This window comes from Roseixanthobacter liquoris (genome assembly GCF_043195135.2).
GTDB lineage: Bacteria > Pseudomonadota > Alphaproteobacteria > Rhizobiales > Xanthobacteraceae > NCEH01.
Genome location: NZ_CM195537.1, coordinates 1,668,007 through 1,682,109, shown reverse-complemented (window position 1 = coordinate 1,682,109; position 14,103 = coordinate 1,668,007). Strand labels below are relative to the sequence as shown.

Genomic DNA, 14,103 nt, shown 5'->3' with positions numbered 1-14,103 from the left:
CGTTCCTCAGGAGTCGCCCGTGCGTCTTACCCTTGCGTCCGCCCTTTCGTTTCTGCTTGCACTCGCGGGCGCTTCTCCGGCGAGCGCGAGCGGCGTCACGGTGCGGGGCACCGAACTGCTGGTGGACGGCGTGCCCTTCGTGCCCAATGGTGCGGCCGGCGTGAAACGGCTGGCGGATCTCAAGGCGACCGGCGCAAACGTGGTGCGCACCTACGGCCAGGACCCGGGCGAGATTCTCGACAGCGCCCAGCGCACGGGGCTCAAGGTCATCGTCGGCTTCTGGCTGGAGCATCCCCGGCGCGGCTTCAACTATGACGACCGCGCCGCCGCCGAAGGCCAGCTCGCGGAATTGCAGCGCATGGTCGAGCGCTATCGCACCCATCCGGCGCTGCTGCTCTGGGGCGTCGGCAACGAAGTGGAGACCGAGCTGACCCCCGCCGCGGCAGAGCCGGTGTGGCCCGCCATCGAACAGGCGGCGAAGCTGGTCAAGACGTTGGACCCGGCCCATCCGGTCATGGCGGTTCTGGCGGACACCGGCACCGACAAGGTGGAGACGCTGAAGCGCCTTGCCCCGAGCGTCGACGTGCTCGGCCTCAATGCCTATGGCGACAGCCTGCTCACCATCGTCGGCCGCGCCCGCACGCAGGGATGGACCGGCCCGATCATCGTCACCGAACTCGGCGCGATCGGCCAGTGGCAGGCCGGCAAGACCGCCTGGGGTGCGCCCATCGAGCCCACCTCCACCGCGAAGGCGGACCAGGTGCGGCGCTATCTCACGGTTCTCAAACAGAGCCACACCGGGGCCCTGCCCTTCTATTGGGGCCAGAAGCAGGAGGTGACGCCGACCTGGCACAGCCTGTTCCTGCCTTCCGGCGAATGGACCGAGACGGTGGAGGCCATGGCCGAATCCTGGGGCGGCCAGCCGCCGGCGGACCCGAAAGCCAGGCAGGACGGCACCCTGCCGATCGGCATCAACCACGCGCCACGGATTCTCTCGCTTCAGCTGCGCGGCGCGAGCAGCTTCGAGGGCACGGGCGGCGTGCAGGTGGCTCTGGCCGCGACCGATCCCGACGGGGATCCGCTGAAGGTGGAATGGCAGATCATGGGCGAAACCCCCGTGCGCGGCGTTGGCGGCGATGCCGAGCCGGTGCCTCCGCTGTTTCCCGAGGGGCTGCACGATCCGACGCTGACCAGCGTGCGGATCCAGGGCCTTGCCGCCGGACATTATCGCGTGTTCGTGACCCTGCGCGATGGGCGCGGCGCCGCCGCGACCGGCAATATTCCCTTCGAGGTCAGATAGATCGTTTCTGGCCCCGGGCGGCGCCCCCACGAGGCGCGCGGCTTGCGCGCGGACCCGCGGCGGGCTTAGGCTCGCCCGGTCAAAGCGCTATCTGGCCAACCGGTTCGACACGACGCCGAACGCCGCAACAAGGATAGCCGAGGCACAACGGACCGCGTACCCAAGCGCGGTGTCTCGGTCTTTTCACGCATGGAGAACGCTGTCATGGCCAAGATCAACAAGCTGTTGGTCGGCGAATCGCTCGTCGGCGACGGCAATGAAGTGGCGCATATCGACCTCATCATGGGCCCGCGCGGCTCCTCGGCCGAAACCGCCTTCGTCAATGCGCTGACCAACAACAAGGACGGCTTCACCACCCTGCTCGCGGTGGTGGAACCGAACCTGCTGGCCAAGCCCAATACGGTGCTGTTCAACAAGGTGACCATCAAGGACGCGCGCCAGGCGGTGCAGATGTTCGGCCCGGCGCAATATGCGGTGGCCAAGGCGGTGACCGATTCCGTCGAGGACGGAACGATCCCGGCCGAGGAAGCGGACGACATCTTCATCTGCGTCGGCGTGTTCATCCATTGGGAAGCCACCGACGACGCGAAGATCCAGCAATTCAACTATCAGGCCACCAAGGAAGCCATCGCCCGCGCGGTGAGCGGCGAGCCCAAGGCCGCCGACGTGGTGGCCAGGGCCAAGACCGCGCACCACCCGTTCGCGGCCTCCTGAGGCGCGGGTCCCAGCCCTCGCGGCAGCCCGGTCCGCCGGGCTGCCGGCCTCTTCAGAACAGCCGCCCGCCGTCCGGCACCACGTGGCTCGGGCCGATCAGCACCACCGCGCCGTCGGGATCGGGAAAGCCCAGCGTCAGCACTTCCGACATGAAGGGGCCGATCTGGCGCGGGGGAAAATTCACCACCGCCGCCACCTGCCGGCCGATCAGTTCCTCGGGCGCATAATAGACGGTGATCTGCGCCGAGGATTTCTTGATGCCGATCTGCGGCCCGAAATCGATGCGCAGCTTGATCGCCGGCTTGCGCGCCTCGGGAAACGGCTCGGCACCGACGATGGTGCCGACGCGGATATCCACCTTCAGAAAATCGTCATAGGTGATCGGCGCTGTGCCGGCCGCCGTGTCGTCGCTCATTGCCCGCCTCCGGTGTGCGCGAACTTAAGCGTGGGCCACAAAGGACGGTCAAGCGGCGTCGGCCGGGGCGCCGGGGGCCGGCGGCTCCATCGCCGCGCGCCGCCGCTTGCGCCAGGGCAGCGCGATGAAGGCGAGGTCGTCCAGCATGTCCAGCATCTTCGCCCCGGTGCCCAATTCCCGGTCCAGCACCGCCATGGTGCGTGCAAGGCCGGGATCCTCGTCCTTCAGCCAGGTGTCGAGGAGACGGGCGAACAGCAGGGCCAGCCCGTGGGCGCGCACGTCGCCGGCAAGTCCGGTGGTGTCGATGCCGGCGGCGGCGAGCATCCAATGCTGGGACCGGGTGCCGATCTTCAGCAGGTGTGCCGCCAGCAGCGGATTGCGGCGGGCCGAGGCCAGCAGGGAGGCGACCGCGGCGCGATGGGGTTCCAGCGCATCGAGCCGGCGCATGAGCACCTCGAACAGCCGCTCCTGCGCGCTCTCGCCCTCGATCGGCCCGGACTGGTCGGCACCGCTTTCCGCCAGCACGTGACGGTCGGTGGCCCGGGCGAATGCGTCCAAAAGGTCATAGGTGGAAGCGCACTCCACCCGCAGTTGCGACAGCGGCACGCCCGCATGCTCGGCCACGTCGGCGAGCGCGACGCGCTCGAAGGAGCGATCCGCCAGGAGATCGAGAAACGCCCGCAGGCACGCGTCCCGTGTGGTCTCGCAAGTCATGGCGTGCTCCTTGAGGCCCAGACCGGAAGTGGCCCCTCCACCGGTGCGCGGCAAGGGGCCGGGCGGAGAATCAGTTCGCCAGCTCCTTCGAACGGCGCGTCGCCGCCGCGACCGCCTTCTCCAGCAGCGGCCCGAAGCCGGTCGCAGGATCCATCAGCACGCCGAGCGCTGCGGCGGTGGTGCCGGCGGGCGAAGTGACGTTCTCGCGCAGGGTGGACGGCTCGATGCCCGATTGGGCGATCAGCGCGCCGGCGCCCGAGACCGTGGCGCGGGCCAGGCGATCAGCCAGCGGCGCCGGAAGGCCCGCGGCGACGCCCGCCTTCGCGAGCGCCTCGGCCAGCAGGAACACATAGGCCGGGCCGGAACCGGAAACGGCGGTGGCCGCGTCCATCAGTTCCTCGTCCTCGATCCATTCCACCGGGCCGACGGCGCCGAGCAAGGCCGCCGCGACCTCGCGCTGCGCCGCATTCGCCGCCGCATTGGGCACGGCCACGGTGATGCCATGGCCGATGGCGGCGGGGGTATTGGGAATCGTGCGCACGATCGCGGTGCCGCGCGGCAGCGCCTCGTGCAGGAAACCGAGGGTGCGGCCGGCCATGATGGAGACCACGACCGTACCCGGCTTCACCAGCGAGCGCACGGTGGCGAGCACCGCCGGGGCGACCTGCGGCTTCACCGCCAGCACCAGCACGGCGGGATCGGCGATCTGCGAGAGTTCGGGATTGGGATGGGCGCCGCAGGCCAGAAGCGCCGCGGCGGCCGGCCCCGGCAGATTGGGGTCCAGCACCACCGCCTTGGCGGGATCGAGGCCCAGACGGAACCAGCCGTCGAGCAGAGCCCCCCCCATCTTGCCGGCGCCCACGAGGACGACGGGACCGTTCAAAGACTTCAGAAGATCAACCGACATGGGCACACCTGCATGGGCGCGGGAGCCGGTGCCCGGCTCCCCGCGCGATCGTGGGTGCCCAGTCTTAAGCTTCTCCGACCGTATCGAAAAGCGCCGTGTCCATGGCTTCCCGGGCGGACTTGCCGGCCCAGACCACGAACTGGAACGCCGGATAATAGCGTTCCACGGCATCGATGGCGGCGCCGAGAATGGCTTCGCACTGGCGGTCGCTCGCGGTCGCGCCGCCCGTCAGCACCAAAGCGTGACGGAACATGATGACGCTTTCCTGCGACCAAATGTCGAAATGCCCGAGCCACATCTGCTCGTTGATAAGCGCCAGCAGCTTCAGCACCTCGGTGCGGCGGTTGTCCGGCACCTTGAAGTCAAAGGCACAGGCGAGATGCAGCGCCTCGATCTCATCCATCCACTGGAACGAGACATGGCAGTCCGTCCAGCGGCTGTTGAGCGAGAGGGTGATCTCGTCCTCGTCGGAACGCTCGAAGGACCAGTCGTGCACGGCAGCGAGCCGTTCCACCAGATCCACGGGGTTAGCCGGAGCTTCAGCTTCGATGTCGATGAGAGACATGCCTCGACCTCGCGGTTTGAGGGACGCGGAGAGGGTCGGTTACGGCAGCAACGACACTCAAAGCCAGGGCACTCAAAGCCAGCCAGGATTTGCGCGACGCAGCGTACCGGCGGCTGCACCGACCGTCTGAGGCCGGTTTGCCTTGACGATGCTGCGCCCCGTCGCGCCCTGCGCGACGATCCGGCTACGAATCGCCAATAGACCCACTATATCGCGGCGCAACGTGGCACCGCTACGACAGATTGTGGCTTCGTCTTCACGCTTTGCGGGAACCTCGGCCACACGCTTGCTCACACCGGGCCCGGACCGGCGCCCGGCGTGCCGGAAAAACCGCCCTCGGCCGGCGCATGGGGCGCCTGGGCGGCAAGCTTGGCCTCCAGCGCGGCGAGGCGCTTTTCCAGGCGCTCGTTCTCCAGCCGGGCGGCGGCCACCATGTCCTTCACGACGTCGAATTCCTCGCGCTTCACGAGGTCCATGTCGCGCAGGAACCGCTCCATCTGCGAGCGCGCCACGGTTTCCGCCTCGCGCCGCATTCCCTGGGCGACGCCCGCCGCGTCATTCACCAGGCGCGCCATTTCGTCGAAAATCCGGCCTGTGGTCTGGGTCATGGGAGCAAACTCTCGTTCCACTGCGCGCACGGCGCATGCCTTATACCTAGAATGACAATGGGCATAGGCGCGCCGCACTGCAAGACCGACCCTGTGTCACCTTGACGGACGCCGCGCCTGCGGGCACATGCCACGGGTCGGCGGGCAACGGCCCGTCCGTGGTGAACGCCCGTCCGGCCCACCTCCTGCTGGGGGTTTCATGATCAATCTCGCCATCCCCTTCCCGGCCCTGGACCCGGTGCTGATCGAAATCGGCCCGCTCGCCATCCGCTGGTATGCCCTGGCCTATATCGCCGGATTGCTGATCGGATGGCAGCTCGCCCGCTGGCTGGTGACGCGCAACGCCCTGTGGGGCGGGCGCCCGCCCATGAAGCCGGTGGATCTCGACGACGCTTTGTTCTGGGCCACCTTCGGCGTCATCCTCGGCGGTCGCATCGGCTACGTGCTGTTCTACAACCTGCCCTATTTCCTCGCCCACCCGGCCGAGATCGTCATGGTCTGGAAGGGCGGCATGTCGTTCCACGGCGGGCTGGCCGGCACCATCCTGGCGCTGGTGCTGTTCGCGCGCGCACGGCGAATCCCCGTGCCCTCGCTGCTGGACGTGGCGGGCGTGGTCGCGCCGATCGGGCTGTTTTTCGGCCGCATCGCCAATTTCATCAACGGGGAATTGTGGGGCCGCCCCTCCGACGCCTCGTGGGCGGTGATCTTTCCGACCGGCGGCAATGTGCCGCGCCACCCGAGCCAGCTTTACGAAGCCGCCATGGAAGGATTGCTCCTGTTCCTGGTCATGCTTCTGGTGGTCCGGCTCGGCGGCCTGCGCCGTCCCGGCCTTGCCGCCGGCATCTTCGGCATCGGCTACGGGCTCGGGCGCATCACCGGCGAATTCTTCCGCGAGCCGGACCCGCAGGTGGGCTATCTCGCCTTCGGCACCACCATGGGGATGATCCTCTCCCTGCCGGTGGTAATCGCCGGCCTCGGCATCGTGATCTATGCCCTGAGCCGGCCCGTCCACGGTTTCGACCCGGGGCCCCAGAGGTGACGAGCCCCCTGGCGCGGGAGATCAAGGCCCTGATCGCCAGCGAAGGGCCGATCTCGCTGGCGCGCTACATGGACCTGTGCTTGGGCCATCCCCGCCACGGCTATTACATGACGCGCGACCCGTTCGGCGCGGCCGGCGACTTCATCACCGCCCCCGAGATCAGCCAGATGTTCGGGGAATTGCTGGGCCTGTGGGCGCTCGCCGCCTGGCAGCAGATGGGCAGCCCCGATCCGGTCCATCTGGTGGAACTCGGCCCCGGCCGGGGCACGCTGATGGCCGATGCCCTGCGCGCGACCCACCTGCTGCCCGGCTTCGGCGCGGCCGTGCGGGTGCATCTCGTGGAGATGAGCCCGGTGCTGCGCGCGCGTCAGCAGGCGACCCTGGCACACACGGCGACGGCCCGTCCGGTCTCGTGGCACACGCGGCTGGAGGAGGTGCCGGACGGCCCGGCCCTGGTGCTCGCCAACGAATTCTTCGATGCGCTTCCCATTTCCCAGTTCATCCGCAGTGGCGCCGGGTGGCACGAACGGCGGGTCGGGCTCGACGCATCGGGCGAATTGACCTTCGGTGTCGACCCCCATCCCGCCCGCCTGGTGGAGGTGCTGGCGCGCCATATTCCGCCGCCGCATCCGCCCGGCGTCCTCCTGGAGCGGCTGGAAAGCCCCGCCGCCCGCGCGCTCGCAGCCCGGCTCGCGACCCAGGACGGCGCGGCGCTGGTGATCGATTACGGCCATGGGCGAAGCGCCTTCGGCGACACGCTCCAGGCCATGAAGGCCCACGCCTTCGTCGACCCCCTGGCCGAGCCGGGGGAAGCGGATCTCACCGCCCATGTGGATTTCGCGGCCCTCGCCCGCGACGCAATCACCGCCGGGGCCGGCGCCTTCGGGCCGGTGCCGCAGGGCGAGTTCCTGCTGCGTCTCGGCCTGCGCGAACGGGCCGAGCGCCTTCAGGCGACCGCATCTCCCCTCCAGGCTGACGCCATCGCCGCCGCCCTCGCCCGCCTCGCCGGCACGGGGGAGAAGGAGATGGGCGCCCTGTTCAAGGTGCTCTGCATCTGCGGCCCGGCCTTCGCCGCGCCGCGCGATCCACCGCCGGGCTTTGCCCCGTCCGAAGCCCATGCGGAGACTGTCCCATGAAGGTCGAAGCCCCCTCTCTCGCCGCCCTCCCGGGCATCCGCCACGGCTTCTTCACCCGCCGGGGCGGGGTCTCCCAGGGGCTCTACGAGAGCCTCAACGGCGGCCTCGGCTCGAAGGACGATCCCGCCAACGTGCTGGAAAACCGCGCCCGCATGGCGCGCGAGATCGGCGTCGCCCCGGAAGCGCTGGTCGCCTGCTGGCAGGTGCATTCGCCCGATGCGGTCATCCTCACCACCCCCTGGACCCGCGAGGATGCGCCCCAGGCCGATGCGGTGGTGACCGCCGTTGCCGGCCTCGGCGCCACCATCACGGTGGCCGATTGCGGCCCGGTGCTGTTCGCCGATCCGATCGCACGGGTCGTGGGTGCGGCCCATGCCGGCTGGAAGGGCGCGTTCGGCGGGGTGCTGGAATCCACCCTGCGCCGGATGGAGGAGCTGGGGGCGACACGGGCCAACATCCGCGCCGCCATCGGTCCGCTAATCCGCCAGCCGAGCTATGAGGTGGGGGAGGATTTCATCGCCCGCTTCATCGACGAGGACCGGTCTTTCGCCCGCTTCTTCATTGCGGCGGAGCGCGAAGGCCATGCCCTGTTCGACCTGCCCGGCTTCATCGCCCACCGCCTCGCCGACGCCGGCGTGGGCGCGGTGGAGGACCTGGAACTCGACACCTATTCCGACCCCGAGCGCTTCTTCAGCTATCGCCGGTCCACCCATCGGCGTGAGGCGGATTACGGCCGAATGGTGGCGGCGATCGCCCTGATTTGAGCCGGCGCACAGGATTTTCACGCCCGTTAACGATGCCTTAACCGTTTCTCTGGACCTGATGCCGGATTGCCGCTAACCCTCCTGTGGATCACAGACGGGGAGCGCCGCATGCCGGACGCAAGCACCAACACACGCTGGATGCAAACGGTGCGCTGGGGTTCGCGCCTTCTGGTCCTGGGTGTTGGACTTGCGCTCGCCGGATGCCAGACCGACGGCGGCACGGCCAGTTCCGCCAGCCGCACCCTGTCGTTCGAATCCATCGACGGCCCGCCCAAGCCCACCTTCGACAAGCTCGTGACCCGCCTCAGCGCGGAAGCCGACATGCAGCAGGTGGCGGTGGTTTCCCGCACCGATAAGGCCGCCTACCGGGTGCGCGGCTATCTCGCGGTCCATTCCGACAAGACCACCACCTCGGTGGCCTATGCCTGGGACGTGTTCGACGCCGACAAGCAGCGCGTCGCCCGCATCACTGGCGAAGAGACCACCAAGCGCGTCAAGGGCGATGCCTGGGCGGTGTGCGACGAAGCCGTGCTCGCCAAGATCGCGGGCAAGTCCATGGCGGGCCTGGCCGAAAGCCTCGGCGTGCCGGCCAGCGGCCGGGTTTCCGCAGGCCTGCCCGCAACGCCCAGCCAGACGGCGGCTCCCGCGGCGGCCGATCCGGCCCCGGCGGCGGCACCGGCCGCCCCGGCGGGCGCGCCGATCGGCACCGACGGCCCGCCCGTCGCGCAGGCGGAGCCGCAGGGCGAGCCGCAGCCCGCGACGACACTGGCGTTCGCGCAGCACTGAGTTTCAGAGGCTTTACAAAAGCCGTGGCGGGTGCCTACAGGTTGCCCGAATTCTTAAGGCGGCCACTGCATCGTGCGGACGGCGTGCCGTTGTCGACCGAGACTGTATCCATGAAGCTTGTGGCTGGAAATTCGAACCGCGCGCTCTCCGAAGCCATCGCGGCCTATCTCTCCACGCCCCTCACCAAGGCGGTGGTCCGGCGCTTCGCCGACATGGAGATCTTCGTGGAGATCCAGGAGAATGTGCGCGGCGAGGACGTGTTCGTCCTCCAGTCCACTTCCTTCCCGGCCAACGACCATCTGATGGAATTGCTGATCATCATCGATGCGCTGCGCCGGGCCTCGGCCAAGCGCATCACGGCGGTGCTGCCCTATTTCGGCTATGCCCGCCAGGATCGAAAGCCCGGCCCCCGCACGCCGATTTCCGCCAAGCTGGTGGCCAATCTCATCACCCACGCCGGCGCCGACCGCGTGATGACGCTGGATCTGCATGCCGGCCAGATCCAGGGCTTCTTCGACATCCCCACCGACAATCTTTATTCCGCGCCTGTCATGGTGCGGGACATCAAGGATCGGTTCGACCTGAACAACGTCATGGTGGTTTCCCCCGACGTCGGCGGCGTGGTGCGCGCCCGAGCGCTGGCCAAGCGCATCGATGCCCAGCTCGCCATCGTCGACAAGCGGCGCGAGCGGCCGGGCGAGAGCGAGGTCATGAACGTGATCGGCAATGTGGACGGCCGATCCTGCATCCTGGTGGACGACATCGTCGATTCCGGCGGCACGCTGGTGAATGCGGCGGAAGCGCTTTTGGCGCGCGGCGCCAAGGAAGTGCACGCCTACATCACCCACGGCGTGCTGTCCGGCGGCGCGGTGGCCCGCATCACCGCCTCCAAGCTCAAGGAACTGGTGATCACCGATTCCATCCAGCCCACCGAGGCGGTGCGGGTGGCGCGCAACATTCGGGTGCTGTCCATCGGCACGCTGATCGGCGAGGCCGTGGCCCGCACGGCGCACGAGGAATCGGTCTCCAGCCTGTTCGACTGACCGGCCGCGCCCCCTGAAAAAAGGGCGCCCACGGGCGCCCTTGGCGTTTGAGAGCCGGCCTCAGGCCTCGGCCCCGGAGGCGGAGTCGGCCTCTGCGGTTTCTGCCGCAGTCGCGGCTTCCGGCTCCATCTCGCCCCGGGTCTGGAGCCACAGCATCACCAGCCAGCAGCCGGCGGCCCAGGCCGCGCCCAGCGCCCAGCCGCCGAGCACGTCCGTCGGCCAGTGCACACCCAGATACAGCCGGCTCAGGCCGACGATCACGGTGACAAAGGCCGCCAGCCCCAGCAGATACACCTTCACCCGCTGGCGTACCTGCGCGCGCGCCAGCAAGGCCCCGAGGGTAAGATAGACGACCGCGGACATCATGGAATGGCCGCTCGGAAAGCTCGCCGAATAGACCGCCATGCCGTGCGGCACCAGATCCGGCCGGGCGCGGTCGAACAGGATCTTCACGGTGCTGCTCAGCAGGGCGCCGCCGGCGATGGAGCCGAGCACCATCAGCGCGGTCAGCCGCCGGCGCACCAGCAGCAGATAGGCGATCACCGCCAGGGTCACCAGCACCAGAATCGTTGTGCCGCCGAGCGCGGTGAGGTCGCGCATGCTCTCTTCCAGCCAGGGCGGGCCGAGCGGATCGGACCTGTCCGCCGGATTGCGCAGGGCAAGCAGGATGGTTTCATCCAGGCCGCGCGTCTCCCCCTCCATCACCTCGCCGGCCAAGGCGAGAAAGAAATAGAGCGCTGCGGCGGAGAGGCCGACGATGGCGAGCGTGGTCCGCTCCAGCCCGCTCACCCGGGTGAACACGGGCCCGAGCAGCGGAATGGCGTGAAGGCGGGTGCGCACGGCGCTCAGCAGCGGGTTCATGGCGGTCCCATGCAGAAGTTCGCTCCGCCCGTCAACGCGCGTTGGCGCGGCGGGTTCCGGCGGGCGGGGAAGGATGCGATGCAGCGCCCATGATCGTGCCAGCGAAACCGGCCCCTCGGGAAGCCCCCATCGCGCTTTATGTGGATGCCGACGCCTGCCCGGTGAAGGCGGAGATCTATCGCGTGGCGGAACGTCACGGGCTGAAGGTGTTCGTGGTCTCCAACAGCCCCATCGCCTTGCCCCGCTCGCCGGACATCGAGCGCGTGCTGGTGCCGAGCGGGCCGGACGTGGCGGACGACTGGATCGCCGAGCGGGTGTCGAAGGGCGATGTGGTGATCACCGCCGACGTGCCGCTGGCCAGCCGCTGCGTGAAGGCGGGGGCGGATGTGATCAGCCCCACCGGACGGCCCTTCACCACCGACAGCATCGGCATGGCGCTGGCGACCCGCAACCTCATGGACGAATTGCGCTCGGCGGGCGCGACCACCGGCGGGCCGGCGCCGTTTTCCCCGCGCGATCGCTCGCAATTTTTGTCCGCGCTGGATCTCGCCATCGTGCGGCTGAAACGGGCCGGCTATGTCGCGGCGGGCGGCAAATAGACCTTGGGAAACCGCGCGCCCGAGGCCGGATGCGCGAAAAATGTTTCACGTGAAACAATGACTTAGCGTAGACGAACCGGGATTTTCTGGCGCGTCTCCGCGCTTCTCCGTGGGTCTGCGGCGCTCCTAACCGCGATTTCGGCCGGACGTTCGGCACGCATGACTCCGCGCCCCGCGCGGACCGCCCCCGCCTCTCCCCCGCCGGCCGCCCTGCCCGCCTCCCTGCCGGCCTCCCTGCCGGCTTCCCCGCGTCCCGGCGGCGAGGCCGGGACGCTCGCTTGCGCGCGAGGGCGGAGCAGTGCGCCGATACCTCCGCCCCGCGGCCTCTGCGATCACGCTTCGCGGATGTCGGCGGCGGCGCGGGCGAGGATTTCCACGATCCGCGTCTCGGCGCCGCGATTGGCGTCCAGGCGCTGGCCGGAGACCTCGCGCAGATTCTCCAGCGCGGCTTCCACCAGGCGCGGCAGCTCGGCGTGGGAGGCGCCTTCGCCCTCGCCCCGGCCCATCCAGCGGCGGAAGCGGCTCATCTTGTTGCCGATCTCGGCGAGGCGCCCGAGCAGGGCATCGGCGAAATCGCGGTTCTGCGCGAGATAGGCCTCGCCCTCGGCGGTGATGGCATAGCGCTTCTTGGCGCCTTCGCTCTCGGCCGTCACATAGCCCGCCTCTTCCAGGAAGGTGAGGGTGGGATAGACGATGCCGGGGCTCGGCGAATACCAGCCGGCGGTCTTCTCCTCGATCAGCTTGATGAGCTCGTAGCCGTGGCGCGGCTGCTCGGCGATCAGTGCGAGCGCCAGCAGCTTGAGATCGCCCTGGGCGAGCATGCGCCCGAGGCGGAACATATCGCCGCCGCCGCCCCGGCCGCGTCCATGACCGCCCCGGCCGAAGCCGCCGTCATCGCCGCGGGCCATTGCGAAACGGCGGTCGCCGCCGTGGTGTCTGCATCCAAACATTCCGCACTCCTGAGATATATCTAAAGATAGGTCCACGCCGTTTTATATCGTTAGATATATCTTTTTCGCAAGAGGGGGTGCAGCCCTTCGTTAAAGGGCGCAAGTTAGGATGCAGCGGAATGCAGCGAGGAGAGCCGCCATGGCCATGACCGACGCGCAGAAGGCGGCGCGCGCCATCGAGGGCCTGCTTGCGCCCTTGAGCCCGCAGATGCGCGCGGCCGTGGAAGCCTGGCTCGCCCGCCTTGCCCACGAACGGCGCCTCTCGGCCAAGACGCTGGAAGCCTATGCGCGCGATCTCGCTTTGGTGCTGAACCGGCTCGCGCTGCATCTCGGCGGCGCGCCCACGCTCGCCGATCTCGCCGCCCTCACCCCCGCCGACGTGCGCGCCGTGCTCGCCGGCCGCAAGGCCGAGGGGGTCGCGCCGCGCACCCTGGTGCGGCTGCTCGCCGCCGCGCGCTCGTTCGCCCGCCATCTGGAACGCGAGGGCCAGGGCGCGGTGGGCGCGCTCACCGCGGTCCGGGCGCCCAAGGTGCCGCGTGGCCTGCCAAAGCCCGTCGGCATCGCAGCGGCCCGCGCGCTGACCGATCCGCAGACCCGCGCCGGTGAAGAAAGGGACCTGTGGGTGCTGGTGCGCGACGCGGCGGTGCTCGCCTTGCTCTATGGCGCGGGCCTGCGCATTTCCGAAGCGCTCGGCCTCACCGCCGGCCAGATCCCGCCCGAGGGGCCGGTGGACCACATCATCGTCACCGGCAAGGGCAATAAGACGCGCATGGTGCCGGTGATCGCGCCGGTGGTGGACGCGGTGCGCGCCTATGTGAAAGCCTGTCCCCACCCGCTGGAAGCCGACGGCCCGCTGTTTGTCGGCCTGCGCGGCGGCCCGCTCTCGCCCCGCATCGTGCAACTCGCGGTGGAGCGCATGCGCGGCGCTCTCGGGCTGCCCGATAGCGCGACGCCGCACGCGCTGCGCCATTCCTTCGCCACCCATCTGCTGGCGCGGGGCGGCGAATTGCGCGCCATCCAGGAATTGCTGGGCCATGCCTCCCTGTCCACGACGCAGATCTATACCGCGCTGGACGAAAGCCATCTGATGGCGGCCTATCGCGCCGCCCATCCCCGCGCTTGAGGCCTTACGACCGCGAGGAGAAGGCGCGGCGCCGCAGGGCGCGCACCCGCAGCCAGATGCCGCCGCCGGGCGTCGCCGCGCGAATGCGCGCCATCATCTCCTGGATGCGCAGCTTCACCGGTTCCACCTCGGCCTCGGCCCAGTTCTTGACCCGCACCAGCCAGTTGAACAGGCGCGCGAACCAGCCGATGGACAGAAGCTGCGCCCGGCACACGTCGAACAGGAACGCCATGAGCGCGACGCCCACCAGCTTTTCCATCACCACCGCCAGGCTCCCGAGGAACCAGCGCTCATGGGCGAAGGCCCATAGCGCGACGATGTAAAGCGGCTCCACCAACAGCAGCGGCACCACGAACAGGGCGAACGCGCCATAGGGCGGCAGGCGATGGGCCCAGCGCGACAGCGCCGCCTTGAACGCCTCGAACGGCAGGAGGTCCGCGCACCAGCGCACCATGGGCGCCAGCTTGCGCCACAGCCACGCCTCCACGAGGAAGACCACGGCGAGCACCACGAACAGCGGATGCAAACGGCTGCGCGCCTCGGGCGGCGGAGGGGAAGAGACCATGGCCCAGACATGGC

Annotated in this window: 17 protein-coding genes; 9 read left to right on the top strand and 8 right to left on the bottom strand. The window is 69.2% G+C overall.

The window, feature by feature from the left end:
* Positions 1-19 precede the first annotated feature (19 nt).
* Together V5F84_RS07485 and fae are read left to right on the top strand one after the other, a co-directional pair.
* Positions 20-1,300: a glycoside hydrolase family 2 TIM barrel-domain containing protein gene (locus V5F84_RS07485; protein ID WP_394046165.1), complete on the top strand. Its 1,281-nt coding sequence runs from the start codon at positions 20-22 to the stop codon at positions 1,298-1,300.
* 204 nt (positions 1,301-1,504) lie between these two features.
* The gene (fae, locus tag V5F84_RS07480) at positions 1,505-2,014 is read left to right on the top strand and encodes a formaldehyde-activating enzyme (RefSeq protein WP_394046163.1); all 510 of its coding nucleotides are present in this window, start codon (positions 1,505-1,507) and stop codon (positions 2,012-2,014) included.
* A 52-nt stretch (positions 2,015-2,066) separates the two neighbouring features.
* Here the strand turns inward: fae and V5F84_RS07475 are convergent, their stop codons facing one another.
* From V5F84_RS07475 to V5F84_RS07455, 5 genes are all read right to left on the bottom strand, one after another.
* Positions 2,067-2,429, bottom strand: a complete 363-nt coding sequence (locus V5F84_RS07475; RefSeq protein WP_394046161.1) for a tRNA-binding protein — start codon at positions 2,427-2,429, stop codon at positions 2,067-2,069.
* A gap of 48 nt (positions 2,430-2,477) precedes the next feature.
* Entirely contained in the window at positions 2,478-3,143 is a 666-nt protein-coding gene (locus tag V5F84_RS07470) for a TetR/AcrR family transcriptional regulator (RefSeq protein WP_394046159.1), read from the bottom strand.
* 70 nt (positions 3,144-3,213) lie between these two features.
* On the bottom strand, positions 3,214-4,050 hold the full coding sequence (proC, locus tag V5F84_RS07465; protein WP_394046157.1) for a pyrroline-5-carboxylate reductase: 837 nt from the start codon (positions 4,048-4,050) through the stop codon (positions 3,214-3,216).
* 64 nt (positions 4,051-4,114) lie between these two features.
* Positions 4,115-4,615 (bottom strand): type III secretion system chaperone family protein, encoded by a 501-nt coding sequence (locus V5F84_RS07460; protein ID WP_394046155.1) that lies wholly within the window; start codon positions 4,613-4,615, stop codon positions 4,115-4,117.
* 290 nt (positions 4,616-4,905) lie between these two features.
* Positions 4,906-5,223 (bottom strand): accessory factor UbiK family protein, encoded by a 318-nt coding sequence (locus V5F84_RS07455; RefSeq protein ID WP_394046153.1) that lies wholly within the window; start codon positions 5,221-5,223, stop codon positions 4,906-4,908.
* 199 nt (positions 5,224-5,422) lie between these two features.
* On the opposite strand from V5F84_RS07455, the gene lgt reads away from it, so the two are divergent.
* The 5 genes from lgt to V5F84_RS07430 all read left to right on the top strand — a co-directional run bounded on the left by lgt (position 5,423) and on the right by V5F84_RS07430 (position 9,991).
* A complete protein-coding gene (gene lgt / locus V5F84_RS07450) occupies positions 5,423-6,262 on the top strand; it encodes a prolipoprotein diacylglyceryl transferase (RefSeq protein WP_394046151.1) in 840 nt (279 codons plus the stop codon).
* Positions 6,259-7,398 carry a class I SAM-dependent methyltransferase gene (locus V5F84_RS07445; RefSeq protein WP_394046149.1) on the top strand — a complete coding sequence of 380 codons (1,140 nt, stop codon included), beginning with the start codon at positions 6,259-6,261 and terminating at the stop codon, positions 7,396-7,398. The genes lgt and V5F84_RS07445 overlap by 4 nt, the downstream gene beginning before the upstream one ends.
* Positions 7,395-8,162: a peptidoglycan editing factor PgeF gene (gene pgeF, locus V5F84_RS07440; protein ID WP_394046147.1), complete on the top strand. Its 768-nt coding sequence runs from the start codon at positions 7,395-7,397 to the stop codon at positions 8,160-8,162. Before V5F84_RS07445 ends, pgeF begins: the two co-directional genes overlap by 4 nt.
* A gap of 108 nt (positions 8,163-8,270) precedes the next feature.
* Positions 8,271-8,948 carry a hypothetical protein gene (locus V5F84_RS07435; RefSeq protein ID WP_394046145.1) on the top strand — a complete coding sequence of 226 codons (678 nt, stop codon included), beginning with the start codon at positions 8,271-8,273 and terminating at the stop codon, positions 8,946-8,948.
* 110 nt (positions 8,949-9,058) lie between these two features.
* Positions 9,059-9,991, top strand: a complete 933-nt coding sequence (locus tag V5F84_RS07430) for a ribose-phosphate pyrophosphokinase (RefSeq protein ID WP_394046143.1) — start codon at positions 9,059-9,061, stop codon at positions 9,989-9,991.
* Positions 9,992-10,051: 60 nt separating this feature from the next.
* Here the strand turns inward: V5F84_RS07430 and V5F84_RS07425 are convergent, their stop codons facing one another.
* Positions 10,052-10,852 (bottom strand): phosphatase PAP2 family protein, encoded by an 801-nt coding sequence (locus V5F84_RS07425; RefSeq protein ID WP_394046141.1) that lies wholly within the window; start codon positions 10,850-10,852, stop codon positions 10,052-10,054.
* Between the two features lie 89 nt (positions 10,853-10,941).
* Here V5F84_RS07425 and V5F84_RS07420 point away from each other — a divergent pair, with 89 nt between their 5' ends.
* Positions 10,942-11,451, top strand: coding sequence for a YaiI/YqxD family protein (locus V5F84_RS07420; protein ID WP_394046139.1), 510 nt, complete (start codon positions 10,942-10,944; stop codon positions 11,449-11,451).
* A gap of 332 nt (positions 11,452-11,783) precedes the next feature.
* On the opposite strand, the gene V5F84_RS07415 is transcribed toward V5F84_RS07420, so the two are convergent.
* Entirely contained in the window at positions 11,784-12,401 is a 618-nt protein-coding gene (locus V5F84_RS07415; RefSeq protein ID WP_394046137.1) for a PadR family transcriptional regulator, read from the bottom strand.
* Between the two features lie 139 nt (positions 12,402-12,540).
* Here V5F84_RS07415 and V5F84_RS07410 point away from each other — a divergent pair, with 139 nt between their 5' ends.
* A complete protein-coding gene (locus tag V5F84_RS07410) occupies positions 12,541-13,524 on the top strand; it encodes a tyrosine recombinase XerC (protein WP_394046135.1) in 984 nt (327 codons plus the stop codon).
* Between the two features lie 4 nt (positions 13,525-13,528).
* Here V5F84_RS07410 and V5F84_RS07405 read toward each other — a convergent pair whose 3' ends face one another.
* Positions 13,529-14,089 carry a hypothetical protein gene (locus V5F84_RS07405; protein WP_394046133.1) on the bottom strand — a complete coding sequence of 187 codons (561 nt, stop codon included), beginning with the start codon at positions 14,087-14,089 and terminating at the stop codon, positions 13,529-13,531.
* Positions 14,090-14,103: the final 14 nt, after the last annotated feature.